20 protein-coding genes and 1 pseudogene are annotated in these 22,098 nt (G+C 73.5%); 10 read left to right on the top strand and 11 right to left on the bottom strand.

The genetic code is table 11. The features are described 5' to 3' along the window. Positions 1 to 87: 87 nt before the first annotated feature. Entirely contained in the window at positions 88 to 756 is a 669-nt protein-coding gene (locus tag AC067A_RS09435; protein WP_478616824.1) for a PhzF family phenazine biosynthesis protein, read from the top strand. 47 nt (positions 757 to 803) lie between these two features. Here the strand turns inward: AC067A_RS09435 and AC067A_RS09430 are convergent, their stop codons facing one another. Together AC067A_RS09430 and map are read right to left on the bottom strand one after the other, a co-directional pair. Next, the gene (locus tag AC067A_RS09430) at positions 804 to 1,454 is read right to left on the bottom strand and encodes a biliverdin-producing heme oxygenase (protein WP_478616822.1); all 651 of its coding nucleotides are present in this window, start codon (positions 1,452 to 1,454) and stop codon (positions 804 to 806) included. A 114-nt stretch (positions 1,455 to 1,568) separates the two neighbouring features. After that, on the bottom strand, positions 1,569 to 2,426 hold the full coding sequence (gene map / locus AC067A_RS09425) for a type I methionyl aminopeptidase (protein ID WP_478616819.1): 858 nt from the start codon (positions 2,424 to 2,426) through the stop codon (positions 1,569 to 1,571). 61 nt (positions 2,427 to 2,487) lie between these two features. Here map and AC067A_RS09420 point away from each other — a divergent pair, with 61 nt between their 5' ends. Then, positions 2,488 to 2,721 carry a hypothetical protein gene (locus tag AC067A_RS09420; protein WP_017238958.1) on the top strand — a complete coding sequence of 78 codons (234 nt, stop codon included), beginning with the start codon at positions 2,488 to 2,490 and terminating at the stop codon, positions 2,719 to 2,721. 24 nt (positions 2,722 to 2,745) lie between these two features. Here AC067A_RS09420 and AC067A_RS09415 read toward each other — a convergent pair whose 3' ends face one another. Together AC067A_RS09415 and AC067A_RS09410 are read right to left on the bottom strand one after the other, a co-directional pair. Then, complete coding sequence (locus AC067A_RS09415) at positions 2,746 to 4,080, bottom strand: MFS transporter (protein ID WP_478616815.1); 1,335 nt, start codon at positions 4,078 to 4,080, stop codon at positions 2,746 to 2,748. 74 nt (positions 4,081 to 4,154) lie between these two features. Continuing rightward, positions 4,155 to 4,757, bottom strand: coding sequence for a hypothetical protein (locus AC067A_RS09410; RefSeq protein WP_478616812.1), 603 nt, complete (start codon positions 4,755 to 4,757; stop codon positions 4,155 to 4,157). A gap of 101 nt (positions 4,758 to 4,858) precedes the next feature. On the opposite strand from AC067A_RS09410, the gene npdG reads away from it, so the two are divergent. Continuing rightward, the gene (gene npdG, locus AC067A_RS09405; protein ID WP_478616809.1) at positions 4,859 to 5,557 is read left to right on the top strand and encodes an NADPH-dependent F420 reductase; all 699 of its coding nucleotides are present in this window, start codon (positions 4,859 to 4,861) and stop codon (positions 5,555 to 5,557) included. Between the two features lie 45 nt (positions 5,558 to 5,602). Then, positions 5,603 to 5,845 (top strand): hypothetical protein, encoded by a 243-nt coding sequence (locus AC067A_RS09400; protein ID WP_478616806.1) that lies wholly within the window; start codon positions 5,603 to 5,605, stop codon positions 5,843 to 5,845. Positions 5,846 to 5,914: 69 nt separating this feature from the next. Here the strand turns inward: AC067A_RS09400 and AC067A_RS09395 are convergent, their stop codons facing one another. Further along, entirely contained in the window at positions 5,915 to 6,709 is a 795-nt protein-coding gene (locus AC067A_RS09395) for a site-2 protease family protein (RefSeq protein ID WP_478616803.1), read from the bottom strand. A gap of 91 nt (positions 6,710 to 6,800) precedes the next feature. Here AC067A_RS09395 and AC067A_RS09390 point away from each other — a divergent pair, with 91 nt between their 5' ends. Next, on the top strand, positions 6,801 to 10,334 hold the full coding sequence (locus AC067A_RS09390; RefSeq protein WP_478616801.1) for an AfsR/SARP family transcriptional regulator: 3,534 nt from the start codon (positions 6,801 to 6,803) through the stop codon (positions 10,332 to 10,334). A gap of 14 nt (positions 10,335 to 10,348) precedes the next feature. Here AC067A_RS09390 and AC067A_RS09385 read toward each other — a convergent pair whose 3' ends face one another. The 3 genes from AC067A_RS09385 to panB form a co-directional block, all read right to left on the bottom strand. Beyond that, on the bottom strand, positions 10,349 to 11,218 hold the full coding sequence (locus tag AC067A_RS09385) for an ABC transporter permease (protein ID WP_478616798.1): 870 nt from the start codon (positions 11,216 to 11,218) through the stop codon (positions 10,349 to 10,351). Beyond that, positions 11,215 to 12,207 carry an ATP-binding cassette domain-containing protein gene (locus tag AC067A_RS09380; protein WP_478616794.1) on the bottom strand — a complete coding sequence of 331 codons (993 nt, stop codon included), beginning with the start codon at positions 12,205 to 12,207 and terminating at the stop codon, positions 11,215 to 11,217. The genes AC067A_RS09385 and AC067A_RS09380 overlap by 4 nt, the downstream gene beginning before the upstream one ends. A gap of 158 nt (positions 12,208 to 12,365) precedes the next feature. Continuing rightward, positions 12,366 to 13,229 (bottom strand): 3-methyl-2-oxobutanoate hydroxymethyltransferase, encoded by an 864-nt coding sequence (panB, locus tag AC067A_RS09375; protein ID WP_478616791.1) that lies wholly within the window; start codon positions 13,227 to 13,229, stop codon positions 12,366 to 12,368. A 193-nt stretch (positions 13,230 to 13,422) separates the two neighbouring features. On the opposite strand from panB, the gene AC067A_RS09370 reads away from it, so the two are divergent. The 4 genes from AC067A_RS09370 (at position 13,423) to AC067A_RS09355 (ending at position 18,325) form a co-directional block, all read left to right on the top strand. After that, positions 13,423 to 15,039 (top strand): MFS transporter, encoded by a 1,617-nt coding sequence (locus tag AC067A_RS09370; protein ID WP_478616788.1) that lies wholly within the window; start codon positions 13,423 to 13,425, stop codon positions 15,037 to 15,039. Between the two features lie 38 nt (positions 15,040 to 15,077). Further along, complete coding sequence (locus tag AC067A_RS09365) at positions 15,078 to 15,767, top strand: TetR/AcrR family transcriptional regulator (protein ID WP_478616785.1); 690 nt, start codon at positions 15,078 to 15,080, stop codon at positions 15,765 to 15,767. A gap of 204 nt (positions 15,768 to 15,971) precedes the next feature. After that, positions 15,972 to 16,994: an endonuclease/exonuclease/phosphatase family protein gene (locus AC067A_RS09360; protein WP_478616782.1), complete on the top strand. Its 1,023-nt coding sequence runs from the start codon at positions 15,972 to 15,974 to the stop codon at positions 16,992 to 16,994. Positions 16,995 to 17,086: 92 nt separating this feature from the next. After that, complete coding sequence (locus AC067A_RS09355) at positions 17,087 to 18,325, top strand: MFS transporter (protein ID WP_478616779.1); 1,239 nt, start codon at positions 17,087 to 17,089, stop codon at positions 18,323 to 18,325. Here the strand turns inward: AC067A_RS09355 and AC067A_RS09350 are convergent. The 3 genes from AC067A_RS09350 to AC067A_RS09340 form a co-directional block, all read right to left on the bottom strand. Further along, positions 18,291 to 20,051: an NAD+ synthase gene (locus tag AC067A_RS09350; protein WP_478616776.1), complete on the bottom strand. Its 1,761-nt coding sequence runs from the start codon at positions 20,049 to 20,051 to the stop codon at positions 18,291 to 18,293. The two genes, AC067A_RS09355 and AC067A_RS09350, sit on opposite strands and share 35 nt — an antisense overlap. Before the next feature lie 120 nt (positions 20,052 to 20,171). Beyond that, complete coding sequence (locus tag AC067A_RS09345) at positions 20,172 to 21,203, bottom strand: DUF4190 domain-containing protein (protein ID WP_478616774.1); 1,032 nt, start codon at positions 21,201 to 21,203, stop codon at positions 20,172 to 20,174. 172 nt (positions 21,204 to 21,375) lie between these two features. Further along, complete coding sequence (locus tag AC067A_RS09340; protein ID WP_478616771.1) at positions 21,376 to 21,765, bottom strand: hypothetical protein; 390 nt, start codon at positions 21,763 to 21,765, stop codon at positions 21,376 to 21,378. Here AC067A_RS09340 and AC067A_RS09335 point away from each other — a divergent pair. Continuing rightward, a pseudogene (locus AC067A_RS09335) lies at positions 21,764 to 21,994 on the top strand (DUF998 domain-containing protein); the annotation flags it as partial. The gene AC067A_RS09340 and the pseudogene AC067A_RS09335 overlap by 2 nt on opposite strands. Positions 21,995 to 22,098: the final 104 nt, after the last annotated feature.

Raw genomic sequence — 22,098 nt, 5'->3', positions numbered from 1 at the left:
CCTGACCAGCCGCCCTCCCCGCGGACGGGGCGCGACCGATCGCCGGTCCCGGCCCCGCCGCCGTACCGGCGGTGGTTGAATTCCGCCATGAACACGACCGCCACTGACATCGACGTCCTCCGCGTCTTCTGTACGGGCGACGGCCGGCACGGCAACGCCCTGGGAGTCGTACGGGACGCCCGCTCCCACCCCGACGAGGCCGCCCGGCAGGCGCTCGCCAAGGAACTCGGCTTCAGCGAGACGGTGTTCGTCGACGACCCGGAGCGCGGGCTCATCGACATCTACACGCCCAGCGTGCGACTGCCCTTCGCCGGGTACCCCCTCATCGGCGCCGCCTGGCTGCTCGACCTGGAGGTCGTCCGCCCGGCGGCCGGCGAGGTGTGGGTGCGCGGGGACGGGGAGTTCACCTGGATCGAGGCGCGCGCCGACTGGGCGCCGCCCCGGACGCTGCGCCAGTACGGCTCCGCCGCCGAGGTGGAGGCGCTCGACGTGCCCGAGCCGGGCGAGTGGATCTACGCCTGGGCCTGGGAGGAGGAGGCGGCGGGCCGGATCAGGGCGCGGGGCTTCCCGGGGCGCGGTGACGGCATCGACGAGGACGAGGCGACCGGCGCGGCCGCGCTGCTCCTCACGGCGGAGCTGGGGCGCGCCCTGAACATCACGCAGGGCCGGGGTTCGCAGCTGCTCACCGCGCCCGGCCCTGACGGCATCGTGGAGTTGGGCGGACGGGTCCGCCTGGAGGGAACGCTCACGCGCTGAACCCCGGCGGCGGGCGCCCGCGCGGCGGGCACCCGGTCGCCGGCCGGTCAGGCGCTGAGCGGGAACTCGCCGCCCAGCTGGTGGAAGATCGCGCTGTTGAAGTGGAAGGCGCGCTTGCACTCGTCGACGATCCGCTGCTTCTCCAGGTCGTCGGCGTTCACCCCGTCGAGCAGCTCGCGGTACGTCCGCTTGAACGCGGCCGGGTTGGAGATCTCCTCGAAGACGTAGAACCGCACGCCGTCGCCCTTGCGGGCGAAGCCCCAGGTCCGCTCCGCCTTGTCGCGGATGATCTGACCGCCCGACAGGTCGCCCAGGTAGCGCGTGTAGTGGTGGGCCACGTAACCGGCCGGCCAGTCGCGGGCGCACTCGGTGACCCGCTCGGCGTACGCGACGGTCGCGGGCAGCGGGGAGAGCCCGGCGCGCCAGTCAGGGCCGCGCAGATGGGCGAGGTCCTGCTCCAGGGCGGCCGTGCGGAACAGCTCGGGCTGTATGAACGGCCCGGCGACCGGGTCGTCGCGGAGCGCCTCCGCCCCCTCCTCCAGGGCCTGGTACACGAACCAGAGCTGCTCGGTGTACCGCGCGTAGGCGTCGACGGCCAGGCGTCCGCCCAGCAGGTCTCCCATGAAGGACGACGTCTCCGCCTCCGTGTGCTGCTCGTGCGAGGCCGTACGGATCAGGGTGGAGAAGGGCGTGTCCAAGGCGTGCCTCCGAGACCGATGGAACGGGAACCAGTGACGATCCTGCCGAGTTAGGCTTGCCTAAGTCAACTGGTTCCCGACGTCCTGTCGGTAAAAACGTACCCCTTCGCGCGGTCAGGGCAACGTAAGGATTTCGGCCCCGTTCTCGGTCACGACGAGCGTGTGCTCGAACTGCGCGGTCCGCTTGCGGTCCTTGGTCACCACGGTCCAGCCGTCGTCCCACATGTCGTAGTCGTGGGTGCCGAGCGTCAGCATCGGCTCGATCGTGAAGGTCATGCCCGTCTTGATCTCGGTGGTGTGGTGGGGGGAGTCGTAGTGCGGGACGATCAGACCGGAGTGGAACGACGAGTTGATGCCGTGTCCGGTGAAGTCGCGGACGACGCCGTAGCCGAAGCGCTTGGCGTACGACTCGATCACCCGCCCGATGATGTTGATCTGGCGGCCCGGCTTGACCGCCTTGATCGCCCGGTTCAGGGACTCCCGGGTCCGCTCGACGAGCAGCCGCGACTCCTCGTCGACGTCACCGCACAGGTAGGTGGCGTTGTTGTCGCCGTGGACGCCGTCGATGTACGCCGTCACGTCGAGGTTCACGATGTCGCCGTCCCGCAGCACCGTGGAGTCCGGGATGCCGTGACAGATGACCTCGTTGATCGAGGCGCACAGCGACTTCGGGAAGCCGCGGTAGCCGAGGGTCGAGGGGTAGGCGCCGTGGTCGCACATGAACTCGTGGGCGACCCGGTCGAGCTCGTCGGTGGTGACACCGGGAGCGATGTGCTTGGCGGCCTCCTCCATCGCCTGGGCGGCGATGCGGCCGGCGATCCGCATCCGTTCGATGGTGTCGGAATCCTGCACCTCGGGCCCGGTGTACGGGGCGGGTGCGGGCTTCCCGACGTACTCGGGGCGGCGGATGGAGCCCGGAACGGAGCGGTGGGGGGAGAGCTCCCCCGGTACGAGAAGCGACTGGCCAGACATGCCAGCGAGTCTAACGACCGGGCGTGGGGCAGCATGGTCTCGGAGGAAGGAGCCGACGACGATGGCCCTGTTCAAGAAGCGCACCGTGGGCAAGCCGGGCGAGTGGTACTACTGCCTGGAGCACAAGAAGGTCGAGGAGGGCCCCGAGTGCCCCGCCAAGAACCGGTTCGGCCCGTACGCCAGCCGTGAGGAGGCCGCCCACGCCATGGAGACCGCCCGCGAGCGGAACCTGGAGTGGGAGACCGACCCGCGCTGGCACGACGAGGCCGGGAAGGACCGGACGCCGGACGAGTGACCGCGCCCGGGCCGCCGGGACCGCTCACACGGTCCCGGCGGCCCCCTGGCGGTCCTCCCGCTCGGCCTCCTGCCGCCGGACCTCGTCCTGCCGGGCCTTGCGGCGCAGCGAGTCCTCGTCCGTGTCGGAGTCGTACGTCAGCAGCTTGGGCAGCGCCAGACAGAGCAGCCCCACCGAGGCGACGCAGGCCACGCCACCCGACCAGACCGCCGCACGGGTGCCCGTCCAGCCGGCCATCACACCCGCCCGGACCTGGCCCAGCTGCGGGCCGACGCTGTAGGAGAGCACCTCGATGCCGGCGAGCCGGCCGCGCAGCTCCTCCGGGACCGTCTGGTTCCAGATCGTGGCCCGGCCGAGCCCGCTCAGCATGTCGCCCGCGCCCGCGAAGGCCAGGCAGAGCAGCACCGCCCAGACGTTCCCGAACCAGCCGGCCGCCGCGATCGCCAGACCCCAGCCCGCCGCGCCCCCGACCACCAGCAGCCCGTGCCGCCGCACCTTCGAGGTCCAGCCGCTGGTCAGCCCGAGCACCAGCGAGCCCACCGAGCCCGCCGCGTACATCAGGCCGAGCGACCAGTCGGCGTCCAGCTCGTCGGCGAGGAACGGGAAGATCGTGTTGGGGAAGGCGAAGAACATCGCCGCCAGGTCGATCGCGTACGTGCCCAGCAGCACCGGCCGCGACCAGGCGTACCGCGCGCCCTCCGCGATGCCCCGCAGCGACGGCTTCTCCGCGTCGTGCGCGGCGGGCGCGGGCGACAGACGGCGGCACATCAGGACCGAGACCGCGAAGCCGGCGATCGTCACCCCGTACGCGGGCGCGTGCCCCGCGTACGCCACGACGAGACCCGCGATCGCCGGACCCGCGATCGAGCCCATCTGCCAGCGCAGCGAGTTCAGCGCGGCCGCCGCCGTCTGCTGCTCGTGCGGCACGATCCGGGCGAGCAGCGAGTCCAGCGCCGGACGCTGGAGCCCCGCGAGCGCCGAGACCCCGGCGGCCACCACGTACAGCGGCCACAGCATCGGATCCGGCAGCAGTGCGTTGAGCAGCAGCAGACCGGCCAGGACACCGAGCCCCGCCTCCGTCCCCAGGATCACCTTGCGCCGGTCCACCGCGTCCGCGAGCGCCCCGCCGTACAGGCCGAACACCACCAGCGGCACCAGCTCGACCGCGCCCATCGCGCCGACCGCGAGCGGCGAACCCGTCAGCTCCTTGATCTGCAGCGGCAGGGCGATCATCGCCATCGCGCTGCTGAAGTACGTGACGAGCCCCTGCACCCACAGCAGCCGGAAGTCGGGGGACGACCGCCACGGCGCCGTATCGGGCAGCAGACCGGAGAGCTTGGAAAGAAGGGGGGAGGACACGAGGGGCCATGCTCCGTCCGCCACCTGCCGGGGGCAACCGAATTACGGCCCCGCGGGCCCCGGCCCGGGCCCCGCTACCAGCGGGCCGGCGGCGGGGCCGTCAGCCGGTCCGCGAGGTCGGAGAGACGGTCGCGCAGGCGCCGGCCGCCGCGGGGGGACGGCAGGCTGTTCTCACCGGCCGCCGCGCTCACCAGGTGCTGCACCGTGTCCAGGTCCACACCCGCGTCCCGCGCCACCGTGAGCGCCTCATGGGCGAGCCCCCGCACCTCCGCGTCGCCGCCGTCGAGGGAGAGCACCGTCGCCCCCGCCCGCCGGGCGTCGTGCACCCGCTGGAGCAGGCCCGCGTCCGGCCGGTCCGGCGCCACCATCAGCAGCGTCACCCCGCGCCCCGCCGCCTCCAGGCGGCCCAGCCCGACCGCCAGGTGCGCCGGATCACCGGGCCGCACCCGGTGCCGTACCAGCGTCGGCGCCAGCTCGGGGAGCCCCGACCAGGCGGACTCGTCGACCAGGTGCGCCGCCAGGTGCCAGGGCTCGTACTCCTCCGTGCCCACCAGGAGCAGCCCGCCCCGGTGCGGGACGACCGACGACCTGAGCGCCCCCGCGAACCGGCGGGCCGCCGCCGGCCACTCCGTCCCGGCGAGCACTTCCCGCAGCAACGCGACCCGTACGGCATCCATGGGCCCGCATCCTGCCCCAGCCACGCCCGCCGCGCGGCCGGTTGCCGACCTTCCACCCGTACGGGAGCCCCCGGCCCCGACCGGTCGGTAATGTCGGGGCCATGACTACGACTGACAGCAAGCCCGCCCCGAAGGACCCGTGGGACCTCCCCGACGTCTCCGGTCTCGTCGTCGGCGTGCTCGGCGGCACCGGCGACCAGGGCCGCGGCCTCGCCTACCGGCTCGCCAAGGCCGGCCAGCAGGTGCTCATCGGCTCCCGGGCCGCCGACCGCGCCCGCGACGTCGCCGCGGAGATCGGCCACGGCGTCGAGGGCGCCGACAACGCGGAGGTCGCCCGCCGCAGCGACGTCGTGATCGTCGCCGTGCCGTGGGACGGGCACGCCAAGACCCTGGAGTCCCTGCGCGAGGAGCTCGCCGGCAAGCTCGTCGTCGACTGCGTCAACCCGCTCGGCTTCGACAAGAAGGGCGCCTACGCCCTGAAGCCCGAGGAGGGCTCCGCCGCGGAGCAGGCCGCCGCGCTGCTCCCGGAGTCCCGGGTCACCGCCGCCTTCCACCACCTCTCCGCCGTCCTCCTCCAGGACGCCTCCCTGGAGGAGATCGACACGGACGTGATGGTCCTCGGCGAGGAGCGCGCCGACGTCGAGATCGTCCAGGCCCTCGCCGGCCGCATCGCCGGCATGCGCGGCGTCTTCGCCGGCCGGCTGCGCAACGCCCACCAGGTCGAGTCGCTCGTCGCGAACCTCATCTCGGTCAACCGCCGCTACAAGGCCCACGCGGGGCTGCGGGTCACCGACATCTGAGCCGCCACCGCCGGGCGCGGAGCCGGAGACCGGACGCTTCCGGGCATGGGGGACACTGGACGGGCACCATCAGCCGTACCCGGACAGGAGCCGTCCCCCATGCCCCGCCTCGCCCTCTACGCCCTCGTGGTCTGCGCCCTGGCCGTCGCCGCGGCCGTCGTCTCCTTCGTCCAGGGCAACTTCCTGGGCGTGATCTGGGTCCTCCTCGCGGGCCTGTCCTCCAACATGGCCTGGTACTACCTCCGCCGCGCCAAGGCCGAGAAGGCGTCCGCGGCCGCGGACGCCTAGGAGCCGTTTGGCGACCCCGGCCCGGAGCCGTCCGGCGACCCCGGCCCGAGCCCTGACCGGGCCCTGGGCTCAGACCTGGCAGGACTCCGGGGTCTCTTCCCAGAACCGGAAGAGCTGCGAACCGCAGTAGCGGCTCGCCTCCGGCACCCCGAGCGAGCGCATCAGCGCGTCGATCGTGTCGAAGAACGCGCCGTTGACCGCCGGCACGAACAGCAGCGCGATCACGATGAAGAAGCCGTACGGCGCGTACGGCTCGATCTGCCGCTTCACCTTGTACGACAGCCAGGGCTCGAGCACCCCGTAGCCGTCGAGCCCCGGCACCGGCAGCAGGTTCAGGAGCGCCGCGGTCACCTGGAGGAACGCCAGGAACGCCAGCGCGAACCGGAACGCGACCGGCACGCCGTCCAGCGCGTCCAGCCAGAACGGGGCCGTGCAGACCAGCGCGAACAGGACGTTCGCCAGCGGGCCCGCCGCCGAGATCAGGCTGTGCTTCCAGCGGCCCTTGATCCGGCCCTGCTCGATGAAGACCGCCCCGCCCGGCAGACCGATGCCGCCCATGATCACGAAGAGCACCGGCAGGACGACGCTCAGCACCGCGTGCGTGTAGGCGAGCGGGTTGAGGGTCAGGTACCCCTTCGCGCCCACCGTGATGTCCCCGCCGTGCAGCGCCGTACGGGCGTGCGCGTACTCGTGGAGACAGAGGGACACCACCCACGCCGAGGTCACGAAGAGGAAGACCGCCAGGCCGGGCAAGGCGGCGAAGTCCGTCCACACCGCCCAGCCGGTCACGGCCATGACGGCGAGGATCGCCAGGAACACGGGGCTGATCCGCCGTTCGTGGCGCCGGGTGGTGGCCGTGGTCATCGCGGAACTCCCAGGGACGGAGGGCTGGTCTGCGGGGGAAACGTACCGGGTGACGGGGCGAGTTCCTCGGCCGGGGACCGTCTCACGGAGAATGGGGCCCGTGCGCTACTCCGTGCTCGGCCCCACCCTCGCCCACGCGCCCGACGGCACCGACGTCACGGTCGGCGGCCCGCGGGTCCGCGCGCTGCTGACCGTCCTCGTCCTGCGGGCCGGCCGGACGGTGCCCGTGCCGGACCTCGTCGACGAGGTGTGGCACGGCGACGAGCCGCCCGCCGACGCCGTCGCCGCGCTCCAGGCCCTCGTCGGGCGGCTCCGCAAGGCCGTCGGCAGGGACAGGGTGGTCTCCGCCGACGGCGGTTACCGGCTCGACGCCCGCCCCGAGGACGTCGACGCCCGCCGCTTCGAACGCCTCGCGGCCGAAGGAGTCGCCGCGCTCGGCGCAGGCGACCCCGCACGGGCCGCGGCCGTCCTCGACGAGGCCCTCGGACTCTGGCGCGGGCCCGCCTGCGCCGACCTGCCGGACCGCGAGGCCGAGGCCACCCGCTGGGAGGCCCGCAGGCTCGACGCCCGCCGCGCCCGGCTCGACGCGGCCCTCGCCCTCGGCGGGGCGTCCGCCGCCCTCCCCGAGCTGACCGCCCTCTGCGCCGCCCACCCGCTGGACGAGCTCCTCCAGGCCCTGCGGATCCGGGCCCTCAGGGACACCGGACGGGCCGCCGAGGCGCTCGCCGCGTACGAGTCGGTCCGCCGCGCCCTCGCCACCCGTCTCGGCACCGACCCGTCGCCGGCCCTGCGCGCCCTCCACGCGGAACTGCTGGCACCGGACACCGCACCGGACACCCGGGCGGGCCGGGCGCGGGGAGCCGACGCCCACGCCCCCTCGCAGCCCGGTTCCGGGCCCGCCGCGGCCCCACGGGTCGCCGGCCGTCCCGGGAACCTCCGGGCCCGGCTGACCAGCTTCGTCGGGCGCGACGACGAGATCGCCGCGCTCCGGGAGGACCTGCGCGGCGCACGGCTCGTCACCCTGCTCGGGACCGGCGGGGCAGGGAAGACGCGGTTGTCGCAGGAGGCGGCCGAGCGCGGCGCCGGAGCGTGGCCGGACGGGGTCTGGGTCGCCGAGCTCGCGCCCGTCCGCGACCCGGAGACCGTGCCCGAGGCCGTCCTCGCCGCCGTCGGCGCCCGCGAGACCGTTCTGCGCGGCGCCGGGGCCGAGGAGCTCCGCGCCGGTGACGACCCGCTCGCCCGGCTCGTCGAGCACTGCGCCGGGCGCCGCATGCTGCTGCTCCTCGACAACTGCGAGCACCTCGTCGAGGCCGCCGCGGGCCTGGCCGAGACCCTCCTCGCCCGCTGCCCCGGGCTCCGCGTCCTGGCGACGAGCCGGGAGCCGCTGGGGGTGCCGGGCGAGGTGCTGCGCCCGCTGGGACCGCTGCCGGCCGAGACCGCGCTGCGTCTGTTCGGGGAGCGGGGCGCGGCGGTCCGCCCCGGCTTCCGGACCGGGGAGGACCCGGAGGCGGCGGCCGAGATCGTCCGGCGCCTGGACGGGCTGCCGCTGGCGATCGAGCTGGCCGCGGCCCGGCTGCGGATGCTGACCCTGCGCCAGATCGCGGACCGGCTCGACGACCGCTTCCGGCTGCTGACCTCGGGGGCCCGGACCGTGCTGCCCCGCCAGCAGACCCTGCGCGCCGTCGTCGACTGGTCCTGGGACCTCCTCGACGCGCCCGAACGGGCCGTCCTGCGCCGCCTGTCGGTGTTCACCGGCGGCTGCGAGCTGGACGCCGCGGAAGCGGTCTGCGGAGCCCCCGACGCAGGAGCCGGAGCGAGCGTCGGGGCCGGGGTCAGGGCCGGTGCCGGCGTCGGAGCCGGGGCCGGAGCCCGTGCGGGCGCCATCGCCGACGCCCGCACCGACGCCCACGCCCGTGGCTCCCTCCCGGCCCCCTCCGACGCCCACGCCCGTGGCTCCCTCCCGGCCCCCTCCGACGTCCTCGACCTGCTCGGCTCCCTCGTCGACAAGTCCCTCGTGGTCGCCGCGCCCGGGGAGGCCGGCATGCGCTACCGGCTCCTGGAGACCGTCGCGGAGTACGCGGGGGAGCGGCTCGACGAGGCGGGGGAGCGGGCGGCGACCGAGCACCGCCACCTCACGTACTACCGCGAGCTGGCCCGTCGTACGGACCCCGAGCTGCGCGGTGCCGGGCAGGTCGAGGCCATCGCCCGCTTCGGGGCCGAGTACGGCAACATCCGCACGGCGCTGCGCCGCGCCGTCGCCGCCCACGACGAGGACGAGGCGCTCGTCCTCGTCCACGCGCTGCTCTGGTACTGGCAGATGCGCGACCTGCGCGGCGACGCCCTGCACTGGGCGCGGGCCGCCGCCGCCCTGGGCCCGGACCCGTTCGCGCCGCCCGCCGCCCCCGTCGTACCCCTGCACGAGCCGTGCACCGCCCTGCCGCCGCCGCTCTCCGAGGAGCAGCGCTGGGAGGCGAGGCGCGGAGTGCGGCTGGTCGAACTCCTCAACATGGACCACGAGACGGCGCGCTGGACCACCCCCGAGGGGGTGCGGCGGCTGAGGGAGATGACCGCCGTCTACGAGCCGGGCCTGCCCCAGACCTGCCGGCTGCCCGGATCCTTCGGGATCTTCGCGGTCCTCATCATCGGCGAGGCCGGCCGGCTGCGCGAGCTCCTCGACGCGACCGTCGACGCCTGCCGCCGGCACGGCTACGACTGGGAGCTGGCCAACGCCCTCCAGATGCGCGCCAACATGTTCGCCAACCGGTCCGACTGGGCCGACAAGGCGGGCGCCGACGCCGAGGAGAGCCTGGAGATCTTCGTCCGTCTCGGCGACGCCTGGGGCGCGGCCGAGGCGCTGTCCTCCCGCGCCGAGGCCCGTGAGCGCCGGCTCGAATTCGAGGGCGCGGCCGAGGACTTCGCGGCCGCCATCGGCTACGCGGAGCGGATCGGCGCCCAGTCGCAGATGGCGCTGCTGCGGGCCCGGTACGCGGGCACCCTGGTCGAGACCGGACGGCTCGACGAGGGCGAGGCGATCCTGCGGGAGATCGTGGACGGCGGTCACGAGTGGGGGCACGAACCCGTGCTCGGCGCCCGGCTGTTCCTCGCCCTGGCGCTCGGCCGCACCGGCCGGACCGCCGAGGCCCGGGAGCACCTCCACCTGCTGCGGGGCGAGTTCGACTCCGCGACCCTGTCCATCTTCGAGGGCTTCGCGATCGGCAGCCTGGGCTGGCTGGACAACCTGGACGGCCGGTACGGCTCGGGGCTCGACCTCGCCGCGTCGGCGTACGAGCGCTCCCTCGGCGCGCTGTCGATGATGGTCGCCCCGCAGATGCCGGCGATCCATCTGGCCAACGCCGCCTGGGCGCTGGCGGGGCTCGGCGGGCCGGAGGCGGCGCGGACCGCGGCGGTGCTGCTCGGTGCCCGGGACGGCCTGGTGCCGCCGGAACACCTGCCGCCGCCGCTGGAGCGGGAGAACCTGGACCGGGCGACCGCCCTGGTCAAGACCGTGATCGGCGAGGACGAGTTCGCGGTGGCGCACGCGGAAGGCGGCGGCCTCTCCCTGGAGGAGGCCGCCGCCCTGCTCGGTCGCGCCGCCGACGCGATCAGTGAGCGCGCCGAGTCCTGAGCCCCCGCTCCGGGTCAGGTCTTCTTGCGGAACTTGGCGACGGCCAGCGGCGCCGTGACGACGGTGATGGCCAGGGCCCAGCCGAGGGTCATCCACACCGAGTGGGCGACCGGGCCGCCGTTGATCAGGCCTCGTGCGGCGTCGGCCAGGTTGGACAGCGGGTTGTAGTCGGTGAAGGCCTCCAGCCAGCCGGGCATCGAGGTCGGCGGGGCGAAGATCGAGGAGCCGAACTGGAGCGGCATCAGGACGAGCATGGCCATGCCCTGGACCGCCTGGGCCGTCTTCATGGTCAGGCCGAGCAGGATGAAGATCCACATCAGCGAGGCGCCGAACACCACCGACAGGCCGATGGCGGCGAGCAGTTCGACGAACGAGGTCTTGATCTCGAGACCGAGCAGGAAGCCCGTGCCGAGCAGGATCGCGGTGGCGATCATCATCCGGCCGACCTCGACGACGATCTTGGCGACGAGGACGGAGGAGCGGGCGATCGGCATCGTCCGGAAGCGGTCCATCACCCCCTTCTTGAAGTCGTCGTTGATGCCGACCCCGACGCCCATGGCGATGTTCATGCCCATCATCGCCATCAGGCCGGGGGTCACGTAGTTCACGTACGCGTCGTTGTTGCCCTTGCCGGCGATCGCGCCGCCGAAGACGTACACGAACAGCAGGATGAAGATGATCGGCATCAGGACGGCGTCGAACATCGACTCCGGGTCCTGCTTGATCTGGAGGGCGTTGCGGCGGGCCAGCGCGCCGATGTGGCGCAGGTTGGCCCGCAGGCCGATCCGGCCCTCGCCGGAGACCTTGCGCGCCGGCGCCGGGCCGGGCCCGGGGGCGTCGACGGGGGACTCGGACAGCTGGGTGGTGGTCGTGGTGGCGCTCATGCGGCGACCTCCTCGGGAAGCGTGTCGGACACGGTCGACTTCTGGCCGGTGATCGCGAGGAACACCTCGTCGAGGCTGGGCAGGTGGGTGCCGATGTGGGCGATGCCGAAGCCGCGCGCGCCGAGCAGGCCCACGACGGCGGTCAGCTGCTGGTCGGTGAGGATCGGCACGTACAGCGCCCCCTCGTCGGGCACGACGGTCGAACCGGCGACGCCGTCGAGCCCCGTCTCGCGCAGCGCGGCCGCCATGGGGCCGAGGTCGGCCGGGTCCACGGCGCGGATCTTCAGGGTGCGGCCGCCGACCTTGGCCTTCAGCTCGTCGACCTTGCCGTTGGCGATGACCCGGCCGCGGTCGATGACGGTCAGCTCGTTCGCGAGCTGCTCCGCCTCCTCCATGTACTGGGTGGTGAGCAGGACGGTGACGCCTTCGGAGACCATCCGCTGGACCTCGTCCCAGACCTCGTTGCGGGTCCGCGGGTCGAGGCCGGTCGTCGGCTCGTCCAGGTAGAGGACGGCGGGCTTGCCGATCATCGACGCGGCGAGGTCGAGCCGGCGGCGCATGCCGCCGGAGTAGGTCATCGCGGCCCGCTTGGCGGCCTCGGTGAGCGAGAAGCGCTCCAGGAGCTCGTCGGCGCGGCTCCGGGCGTCCTTGCGGGAGAGGTCGAGCAGGCGCCCGATCATGTAGAGGTTCTCGAAGCCGGACAGCTTCTCGTCGACCGAGGCGTACTGGCCGGTGAGGCCGATGGTGCGGCGGAGCTGGCGGGGCTGCCGCACCACGTCGTAGCCGGCGACGGTGGCGGTCCCGGAGTCCGGGGCGAGCAGGGTCGACAGGCAGCGGACGAGGGTGGTCTTCCCGGCGCCGTTGGGGCCGAGGACTCCGAGGACCGTACCCTCCCGTACGTCGAGGTCGACCCCGTCGAGGGCCTTCGTCTCGCCGAAGTGCTTCACGAGGCCCCGGACCTCGACGGCGTTGATGTGTGATCGCGTCATGGTCGTCACTAGACCAGGCGCCACCGACAGTCCTCCTACAGAAGGCCTACAGCCCGCCGATGGGGGATGTCGGCGGGCTGTAGGTGGTGCCGCAGTGGCTCGTGCCGGTTCGTCCGGTCCTGTGCCGTCACGGTCCGGACCGGACGGTCCGGGGAGGGCTAGTGGAAGGTGTGCTCCTCGGCGGGGAACGCCCCGCCGGACACGTCCTCGGCGAAGGCGCGCGCGGCGTCGCCGAGCGTCTCGCGGAGGTTCGCGTACTGCTTGGTGAAGCGCGGGACCTTGCCGCCGGTGAGGCCGGCCATGTCGGTCCAGACGAGGACCTGGGCGTCGGTGCCGGCGCCGGCACCGATCCCGATGGTCGGGATGTGCAGCGAGCGGGTGACCTCGGCGGCCAGTTCGGCCGGTACGAGCTCCAGGACGACGGCGAACGCGCCCGCGTCCTGCGCCGCCTTGGCGTCGCTGAGCAGCCGGTGGGCGGCCTCGTCGCTGCGGCCCTGCACCCGGTAGCCCATGGTGTTCACGGACTGCGGGGTCAGGCCCAGGTGGGACATGACGGGGATGCCGGCCTGGACGAGCAGCTCGGTCTGGGGCAGCGAGCGTTCGCCGCCCTCCAGCTTGACCGCGTTGACGCCCGCGTCCTTGACCAGCCGGGTGGCGTTGCGCAGGGCCTGGACGGGCCCTTCCTGGTACGAGCCGAAGGGTAGGTCGCCGACGACGAGGGCGCGCCTGGTGCCCCGGACGACGGCAGCGGAGAGGATCGTCATCTCGTCCATCGTGACGGGCACGGTGGTGTCGTAGCCGAGGTGACAGTTGCCCATGGAGTCCCCGACGAGGATCACCGGGATGCCGGCCTCGTCGAAGACGGAGGCGGTCATGGCGTCGTAGGCGGTGAGCATGGGCCACTTCTCGCCGCGGACCTTGGCGGCGGCGATGTCGTGGACGGTGAGGCGGCGCGAGCCCTTGCCGCCGTACAGCGCCTTGCTGCTGTCGGCGGGCGTCTTCTGGGCAGCCTGAAGCGTCATGGTGAACGGCTCCTTGTTGTGTCATCTCGAGGCGCCCTCACGGCGTCCCCGGACCACATCCATGGTGGCACTTCGCCGGGCGGCCGGGGAAGTGGGCGCGAGTGGCGCTGTTCACACCGGCGCAACGTAAAGCCTCGGTCAGGTTTTTCGATACGAGACGGTCTCGTATCGAAATTCCTCTAGGGTGGTGGACATGTCACCGCAGCCCGCCCCGTCCCGCGTGCCCGAGGCCGTCCACCGGCGCCGCTGGGCCGTCCTCGGCGTCCTCATGCTCAGCCTGCTCATCGTCGTCCTCGACAACTCGATCCTGAACGTCGCGGTCAGGACGATCGCCGCCCCCGCGCCCACCGGCATCGGTGCCACCCAGAGCGAGCTGGAGTGGTCGATCAACTCCTACACGCTGGTCTTCGCCGGACTCCTCTTCACGTCCGGCCTGCTCGGCGACCGCCTCGGCCGCAAGAAGGTGCTGCTCTTCGGCATCACCGTCTTCGGCATCGGCTCGGCCCTCGCCGCCTTCTCCGGCTCCCCGGGCGAACTCGTCGCCTACCGGGCCGTGATGGGTCTCGGTGCCGCGTTCGTCATGCCGGCCACCCTCGCCGTCCTCATGAACGCCTTCGAGCGCGACGAGCAGCCCAAGGCCATCGGCATCTGGGCCGGCAGCGTCGGCCTCGCCATCGCGATCGGCCCCATCACCGGCGGCATCCTCCTCGAACACTTCTGGTGGGGATCGATCTTCCTCGTCAACGTGCCCGTCGTCGTCCTGGCCTTCGCGCTGATGCTCTGGCTCGTCCCCGACTCCCGGGACCCCGAGCCCGGCCGGATCGACATACCGGGCGTGCTGCTCTCCGTCGTCGGCCTGGTCCTCCTCGTGTACGGCATCATCCGCGGCGGCGAGCTGGCCGACTTCACCGACGTCACCGTCCTCGCCCCGGCCCTCGGCGGCCTCGCGGTCCTCGCCGGCTTCGTGCTGTACGAGAAGCGCAGCGACCACCCCGCCATCGACATGAGCCACTTCCGGAAGCCCGCGTTCTCCGCGGCCGTCGCCGCGATCGCGCTCGTCTTCTTCGCCCTCATGGGCGTCACCTTCTTCTCCGCCTTCTACCTGCAGAGCGTCCGCGGCTACAGCGCCCTGCAGTCCGGGCTGCTCATCCTGCCGCTCGCCGTCGCGCAGATGGTCTTCGCGCCCCGGGCCCGGCTCGTCGTGGAGCGCTTCGGCGCCAAGGCCGTGTGCACCGGAGGCATGCTGCTCGTCGCCCTCGGACTCGCCGCCTTCGCCCTGTTCGACGCCTCGACGCCGGTCTGGGTCCTCGAGGTCGTGTTCTTCCTCCAGGGGGCGGGCATGGCCCACATCATGCCCCCGGTCACCGTCTCGATCATGCAGGCGCTGCCCCGCGAGAAGGCGGGCTCCGGCTCGGCGATCAACAACACCTTCCGGCAGGTCGGCGGCGCGCTCGGCGTGGCCGTCCTCGGCTCGGTGCTCTCCTCCACCTACCGCGGCGAGATCGAGGGGCACCTCGGCGCCGTCCCGGCCGCCCTGCGCGCCACGGCCGGCGAGTCCGTCGAGGCCACGCTCGCCGTCGCGGAGAAGCTCGGCCCGGCCGGCCGCGGCCTGGTCGCCCCCGCCTACGACGCCTTCCTCGACGCCATGCACGTCACCGCGATCGCCTCGACCGTCATCGCCCTGGCCGGTGCCGCCGTGGTCGCCGCCTTCCTCCCGGGCCGTACGCCGACGGACCCCGGCGCCGGCGACGCCGGGCGGGACTCGGTACCCGCGCCCGGCGGCGAGGCGGGAGAATCGGCCCGACGGTAACCGACCAGGCCACCAACCGGACGAGAGGCGGAGCGCACGTGTCGCTGCAGGACGGCGGGACCCCGGACCCCCGCGACGAGGGGCGCCCACCCGTGACCGGCCCCGCCGACCCCGCCGAGCCCGCGACCCGGCCCGAGGCCGCCCCCGCCCGCCGGGGGCGGCCGCGCAGCGAGGCGGTGGAGCAGGCCATCTTCGACGCGGCGACCGGACTCCTGGACGAGGGCGTTCCGCTCGCCGACCTGTCCGTCGAGCGGATCGCCCGCACCGCCGGTGTCGGCAAGGCCACCATCTACCGCCGGTGGGCCGGCAAGGAGGAGTTCTTCGTCGACCTGGTCCGCTCGCTGGAGCCCCCGGACCCGGCGCTGCCCGGCACCTCCGTGCGGGACGACCTCGTCGCGCTCCTGGAGTCGCTGCGGCGGCGCGGCCTCGCCAAGCGGAGCTCCGCCGTGCTGCACCACGTGTTCTCGCAGATGCAGGGCTATCCCAAGCTCTGGGACGCGTACCAGAACACCGTCATCGAACCGCGCAGGAAGCTCGGCCTGGACGCCGTGCGGCGCGGCATCGAGCAGGGGGAGATCCGCGACGACCTCGACGTCGAGTTCGTCAACGACCTCCTCACCGGCCCGCTGCTGCTGCGCACCGTCATCCGTCCCGGCGCCACCCTGGACCCCGGCCTCGCCGAACGGGTCGTCGACGCGGTGCTGGAGGGCCTGCGCCCCCGCGCCTGATCCGAAGCGGTACGAAGGTGCCGAGTCGCGCGAAAGCGCCGAGCCGCGCGAATGTGCGCGTTCTGTCACAGGGGCGACGCCCGCGCCACCTGCAGGAACCCGCCACGCCCCTGTGTCGTCCCTGGGGGAGTACGACGGACCCGGGATCGCCTAGTGTCGACACCGGGTCACGCAAGACGGCAAGGCAGCAGTGAGGACAGTGCGATGGCGCGGGTGGACATGACGGAGACCGAGCACGGCGACGCCGGGGACGGGCGCTCCGGGTCCCGCTTCGGGGCCGCGCTCGACCGGCTGCGCCGCGATCCGGGCATCTGGCGCCGCGGCATCCTGCTCGCCCTCGCCGCGGTGGCGCTGACCCTCCTGATGGTGTTCCACTCCGACATCCCCAACAGGATCGGCAACCTCGGCAGCCTCACCGAGACCTTCCTGCCCTGGATCGGCCTCTTCCTGCCGCTGCTGCTCGTCCTCGCCCTGGTGCGCCGCTCCGCCACCGCCCTGATCGCCCTGCTGCTGCCGGCCGTGGTGTGGCTCAACCTCTTCGGCGGCCTCGTCGCCGACAAGTCGACCCCCGGCGGCGACCTGACCGTCGCCACCCACAACGTGAACGCCGACAACCCGGACCCCGAGGGCACCGCCCGCGACCTCGCCGGCTCCGGCGCCGACGTGCTGGCCCTGGAGGAGCTCAAGGGCGACATGGTCCCGACGTACGAGCGCGGCCTCGCGGAGGCGTACCCGTACCACTCCGTGCAGGGCACGGTCGGGCTCTGGAGCAAGCTGCCGCTGCGCGCCGCGCAGCCCGTCGACATCCGGATGGGCTGGACCCGAGCGATGCGGGCCACCGTCGTCGCCCCCAGGGGCGAGGTCGCCGTGTACGTCGCCCACCTGCCGTCCGTGCGGGTCAAGATGAACGCCGGCTTCACCGCCAACCAGCGCGACAGCAGCGCCGACGCGCTCGGCGAGGCCATCGCCGACGACCGGCACGAGCGGATCGTCCTCCTCGGCGACCTCAACGGCACCATGAACGACCGCGCGCTCAACGCCGTCACCTCGCAGCTGCGGTCCACCCAGGGCGCGGCCGGCGACGGCTTCGGCTTCAGCTGGCCCGCCTCGTTCCCGATGGCGCGGATCGACCAGATCATGGTGAAGGGCGTCGAGCCGGTGTCCTCCTGGGCGCTGCCGCGGACGATGAGCGACCACCTGCCGGTCGCCGCCCGCGTGAAGCTCTGAAACCTCCCCTTCACGCCCCGGTCGCCGACAGGAAGAAAACACCTGGGAGGCTTTGTTCCGTCGAAGAACTAACTTCCGGAAAGGCCTTCCCCATGCCCCTGGCGCTGCTCGCGCTCGCCGTCTCCGCCTTCGGCATCGGCACCACCGAATTCGTGATGATGGGCCTCCTCCCGCAGGTCGCCGACGACCTCGGCACCTCCGTCCCCACCGCCGGACACCTCGTCTCGGCGTACGCGATCGGGGTGGTCGTCGGCGCCCCGCTGCTCACCGCGCTCGGCTCGCGGATACCCCGCAAGCGGATGCTGCTCCTGCTGATGGCCCTCTTCACGGTCGGCAACCTGGCCTCCGCGCTCGCCCCCGGCTTCGGCTGGCTCGTCGCGGGCCGGGTCCTCGCCGGCCTCCCGCACGGCGCGTTCTTCGGCCTCGGCGCGGTCGTCGCCGCCCGGCTCGTGCGCGAGGACCGGCAGGCCCGGGCGGTCGCCACGATGTTCCTCGGCCTCACCGTCGCCAACATCCTCGGCGTACCCGCCGCGACGCTGCTCGGCCAGCACCTCGGCTGGCGGGCCACCTTCCTCGTGGTCTCCGCGATCGGCCTGCTCGCCATCGCCGCCCTCGCCCGCCTCGTCCCGCACGTACCCGTCGACGAACGCCAGGGACTCGGCCGCGAGCTGCGCGCCCTCGGCCGGCCCCAGGTGCTGCTCGGCCTGCTCACCGCCGTCTTCGGCTTCGCGGGCGTCTTCGCCGTCTACTCCTACCTGGCCTCGATGACGACCGAGGTGATGGGCTTCGGCGACTCCACCGTCACGATCGTCCTCGCCCTCTTCGGCCTCGGCATGACCGGCGGGGCGCTCGCCGCGGGCCCGCTGACCGACCGGGCGCTCCGCCCGACCCTCTACGGCTCGCTCGCGGCCCTCGTCCTCGCCCTGGTCGCCTTCCGCTTCACCGTCCACGTGCCCTGGCTGGCGCTGGTCACCGTCGTCGTGCTCGGCGCGGTCGGCTTCATGACCACCACCCCGCTCCAGATGCTGGTCATGAACAAGGCGAAGGACGCCCCGACGCTCGCCTCCGCGTCCAACCACTCCGCCTTCAACCTCGCCAACGCGGGCGGCGCCTGGGCGGGCGGGGCCGCGGTCGCCGCCGGATGGGGCTGGACCTCGCCGGCCCTGGTCGGCGCGGGCCTCACCGTCGTCGGCCTGGTGATCGCGGCGGTGGCCGGCCTCCTCGACCGCACCGGTACGGGGAAGGGGGCCTCCCGCGTCGTCGCGGGAAGCCCCCTCACGGCGGACGGGCCGGCGGTCAGCCGGCCGTCGTCTCCCGCCAGCGGTTCGTGACGGGCAGCCGGCGGTCCTTGCCGAAGCCCTTCGCCGAGATCTTGGTGCCCGGCGGGTACTGGCGCCGCTTGTACTCCGCCGTGTCCACCAGCCGCAGCGTCCGCGTCACCAGCTCCTCGTCGAACCCGGCGGCCACGATCTCGTCCCTGCCCCGGTCCCGGTCCACGTACAGCGCGAGGATCGCGTCGAGGACCTCGTAGTCCGGCAGGGAGTCCGTGTCGACCTGCCCGGGGCGCAGCTCGGCGCTGGGCGGCTTGGTGATCGAGCTCTCCGGGATCGGCGGCGTCTGGCCGCGGTCCTCGGCCGCCCGGTTGCGCCAGCGCGCGAGCCGGAAGACGTCCGACTTGTACACGTCCTTGATGGGCCCGAACGCGCCGACCGAGTCGCCGTACAGCGTCGAGTAGCCCACCGCCAGTTCGGACTTGTTGCCGGGTGCGAGGACGATGTGCCCCTCCTGGTTGGAGAGCGCCATCAGGGTCGTGCCGCGCAGCCGGGACTGGAGGTTCTCCTCCGCGAGGCCGGTGAGGTCGAGCGACCCCGTGTACGCGTCGAACATCGGCTCGATCGACACCGTCCGGTAGTTCAGCCCGGTGCGGCGGGCCAGCTCGGCCGCGTCGCCGCGCGAGTGGTCGGAGGAGTACTTCGAGGGCATTGAGACCCCGTACACGTTCTCCGCGCCGAGCGCGTCGCAGGCGATCGCGGCGACGAGCGCCGAGTCGATGCCGCCCGACAGGCCGATCAGGACCGAACGGAAACCGTTCTTCGCGGCGTACGCGCGGACGCCGATCACCAGCGCCGAGTACACCTCCTCGTCGTCCTCGAGCCGGTGCGCGTACCCGCCCGTCAGCTCCGGCTCGTACGCCGGGAGCGGCTCGTCGGACAGCACCACCCGGTCGATCCGCAGCCCGTCGTCCACCAGGCCCTCGGGCGCGTCGGCCCCGGCCGCCGGCAGCTCCAGGTCGAGGACCACGCTGCCCTCGACGAACTGCGGGGCCCGCGCGATCACCTCGCCGGCCGCGTCCACGACGATCGAGTCGCCGTCGAACACCAGCTCGTCCTGACCGCCCGTCATCGCCAGGTACGCGGTCACGCACCCGGCCTCCTGGGCCCGCTTGCGGACCAGTTCGAGCCGGGTGTCGTCCTTGTCCCGCTCGTACGGCGAGGCGTTCACCGACAGCAGCAGCCCGGCCCGCGCCGAGCGCGCCGCCGGCACCCGGCCGCCCTCCTGCCAGAGGTCCTCGCAGATCGCCAGGGCCACGTCCACGCCGTGGACGCGGACGACCGGCAGCGTGTCGCCCGGCACGAAGTAGCGGTACTCGTCGAAGACGCCGTAGTTGGGCAGGTGGTGCTTGGCGAACCGCAGCGCCACCTCGCCGCGGTGCAGCACGGCCGCGGCGTTCTCCGGCGACCCGGCCGGCCGGCCGAGGCGCGGCTGCGCCCGCTCCGAGCGGTCCAGGTAGCCGACGACCACCGGCAGCTCCCCGAACCCCTCCTCGACAAGGCGCCGGGCCAGCCCGCGCAGGGCCTCCCGGGACGCCTCCACGAAGGAGGAGCGCAGCGCGAGGTCCTCCACGGGATATCCGGTCAGCGCCATCTCGGGGAACGCCACGAGATGCGCGCCCTGTCCGGCGGCGTGCCGGGTCCAGTGCACGATCGCCTCGGCGTTCCCGGCGAGGTCTCCGACAGTCGAGTCGATCTGATTCAGGGCGAGGCGTAGTTGAGGCACCCCTCCAGTGTAATCGTCAGACCGACGCTATGTCCTGGGATCCGGCGCCGGGTGTCCCGGGAACCGGGCCGTCGTCCCCGGGGCGCGGGCCTGCGTCCCCGCGTTCCGAGCGGCCGGCGCCTACTTCACCGGTCCGGTCCAGATCACCCGGTCGTACTCCAGGAGCTTCGGCGCCAGCTCCAGTTGGAGCTCGCCGTCCGCGTCCGCCGGCAGTGAGAACGCGTAACCCGCCTTGGCCTGCTTGCCCGGGAGGACCGTGCCCCGGAACATCTCGGTCGCCCGGCTGCCGTCGAAGACCGTCCTCGCCGGAGCGCCCTGCGCGTCGCGCGCGTCCGGCAGCGCGGTCGTGACGTCGAGGGCCCGGTCGCTGCCGTTGACGATCGTGATCGTCACCCGGAGCGCGGTGTCGCCCTTCTCGTACCCGGCGGCGAATCCGTCCGGCCGGTAGGGGACGGGCACCGAGACGGTCACCTTCACCCCGTCCGCGTACGTGTGGGTCCGGCCGAACGCCAGCGGCGCGGGGGCGGTCGGCGACGGCGTCGTCGGCTCGGGCGTGGGCACATCGGCCTCCGGCACGGCGGCGGCGCTCTCCCGCTCGCGGACCCGGTCGTCGACGCGGTCCACCGCCTGCGCCGCCATCAGCAGGACCACCGGCCACACCGCCGACACGACGATCGTCGCCGCGCCCAGCACGATGCCGGCGACCGCCTGGCCCCGGTCGGTCGTCTCGCCCCGTGAGGCGCGGCCGTACCCGACGACGCCGAGGACCAGCGCCAGGACGCCCATGATCCCGCCGAGCCAGAAGAGGAACGGGATCAGCCCGAACAGCAGCCCCACGACGCCGATGACGAGCGCGCCCACCCCGAGCCCGGTGCGGGCGGGCGGCACGGCGTACGGCGGCATCCCGGGCATCCCCGCGCCCATCGGCATCCCGGCCACCGGCGGCATTCCGGCCACCGGCGGCACGCCCGGTCCGTGCGCCCGCACCTGCCCGTCCGCCGGTACCTGCCGGTCCGTCAATACCCGCCCATGCGCCGGTACCTGCCCGTCCGCCGGCATCGGCCCTTCGGCGGTCTTCGGTCCCTCGGGCCGCCGGTCCGGCGAAGGCGGAGCCCAGGGGTTCATGGCGGGCTGGTCTGCGGGCGTGGTCATGCGGGGTCCTCCGAGCTGATCCGAAGGGCCGACGGTAGCCGAAGGAGAAGCTCTGGCCAGCGGTTTTTCGGTCGGTGGGGGCGGTCGGCACCCGTCCGTGACCCGCGCCGCCGACCCGCGCCCCCGCCCCCCTCCCCCCGCACCGACATGCGGGGCCGGCGGGCCCCGCTGATCACGACCCCATGAAGACCACTGACGACCACTGGCGACCACTGGCGACCACTGACGACCCGGCGGAGTCGGCACCCTCCACCGCGACCGACGGGGGCGTCGTCAAGTTCCGCAGGATCCGGCCGGACGCCGAACGCGGCTTCCGCGTCCGGCCGTCGAGTGGGTCGCCGGCATCGGCTTCGTCGCCCCGGTCGTCGCGCTCGTCATCGGCTTCGTCCCGCCGGACCGGTTCGGCGACCAGCCGCTCCGGCGCCACCTGATGGTCGTCGGCGGCGGCCTGCTGCTCCTCGGCGTCGTGATCCCGGCGACGCTCCCCAAGTACCGCAAACCAGGCTGGGTCCACCCGGACCACCGGGAACCTTCCTCCCTGCCCCAGCCGTTCGACCACCATGCCCCGGAGTGTCACGCGCGCGGCCGCCGTCCTGCTGGCCCTCGGCGCGCTCGCGTACACCGCCTGGGTCCTCGAAGTCCTCGTGCGGACCGGGCTCGACCCGGTCCGCACGTACGTCTCCGAACTCGCCGCCGCCGACCAGCCGCTCGGCGGCCTTTTCCGCGCCACCGACCTGACGGCCGGCCTCCTGGTCCTGGCGGGTGCGGCGGCCGGACTCGCCGCCGCGCTCGCACGCGGACGCGAGCCCGCCCCGGAAGCGACCGGCACCGACGGGGCCGGGGGCGGCGGGACCGACGGCGGCGAGGCGCGGACCGACGGGGCCCGGCCCGGCGG

Source organism: Streptomyces sp. NPDC043176, assembly GCF_056436715.1.
This window is presented reverse-complemented; position numbering and strand designations above follow the sequence as displayed.

Bases quoted from the DNA above. Each gene is read 5' to 3' on its own strand.
- AC067A_RS09435 (WP_478616824.1), top strand. From the start codon at position 88: ATGAACACGACCGCCACTGACATCGACGTCCTCCGCGTCTTCTGTACG.
- map (WP_478616819.1), bottom strand. From the start codon at position 2,426: ATGTCTGGCCAGTCGCTTCTCGTACCGGGGGAGCTCTCCCCCCACCGC.
- AC067A_RS09420 (WP_017238958.1), top strand. From the start codon at position 2,488: ATGGCCCTGTTCAAGAAGCGCACCGTGGGCAAGCCGGGCGAGTGGTAC.
- AC067A_RS09410 (WP_478616812.1), bottom strand. From the start codon at position 4,757: ATGGATGCCGTACGGGTCGCGTTGCTGCGGGAAGTGCTCGCCGGGACG.
- npdG (WP_478616809.1), top strand. From the start codon at position 4,859: ATGACTACGACTGACAGCAAGCCCGCCCCGAAGGACCCGTGGGACCTC.
- AC067A_RS09400 (WP_478616806.1), top strand. From the start codon at position 5,603: ATGGGGGACACTGGACGGGCACCATCAGCCGTACCCGGACAGGAGCCG.
- AC067A_RS09395 (WP_478616803.1), bottom strand. From the start codon at position 6,709: ATGACCACGGCCACCACCCGGCGCCACGAACGGCGGATCAGCCCCGTG.
- AC067A_RS09390 (WP_478616801.1), top strand. From the start codon at position 6,801: ATGGGGCCCGTGCGCTACTCCGTGCTCGGCCCCACCCTCGCCCACGCG.
- AC067A_RS09385 (WP_478616798.1), bottom strand. From the start codon at position 11,218: ATGAGCGCCACCACGACCACCACCCAGCTGTCCGAGTCCCCCGTCGAC.
- AC067A_RS09380 (WP_478616794.1), bottom strand. From the start codon at position 12,207: ATGACGCGATCACACATCAACGCCGTCGAGGTCCGGGGCCTCGTGAAG.
- panB (WP_478616791.1), bottom strand. From the start codon at position 13,229: ATGACGCTTCAGGCTGCCCAGAAGACGCCCGCCGACAGCAGCAAGGCG.
- AC067A_RS09370 (WP_478616788.1), top strand. From the start codon at position 13,423: ATGTCACCGCAGCCCGCCCCGTCCCGCGTGCCCGAGGCCGTCCACCGG.
- AC067A_RS09360 (WP_478616782.1), top strand. From the start codon at position 15,972: ATGGCGCGGGTGGACATGACGGAGACCGAGCACGGCGACGCCGGGGAC.
- AC067A_RS09355 (WP_478616779.1), top strand. From the start codon at position 17,087: ATGCCCCTGGCGCTGCTCGCGCTCGCCGTCTCCGCCTTCGGCATCGGC.
- AC067A_RS09345 (WP_478616774.1), bottom strand. From the start codon at position 21,203: ATGACCACGCCCGCAGACCAGCCCGCCATGAACCCCTGGGCTCCGCCT.
- AC067A_RS09340 (WP_478616771.1), bottom strand. From the start codon at position 21,765: ATGGTGGTCGAACGGCTGGGGCAGGGAGGAAGGTTCCCGGTGGTCCGG.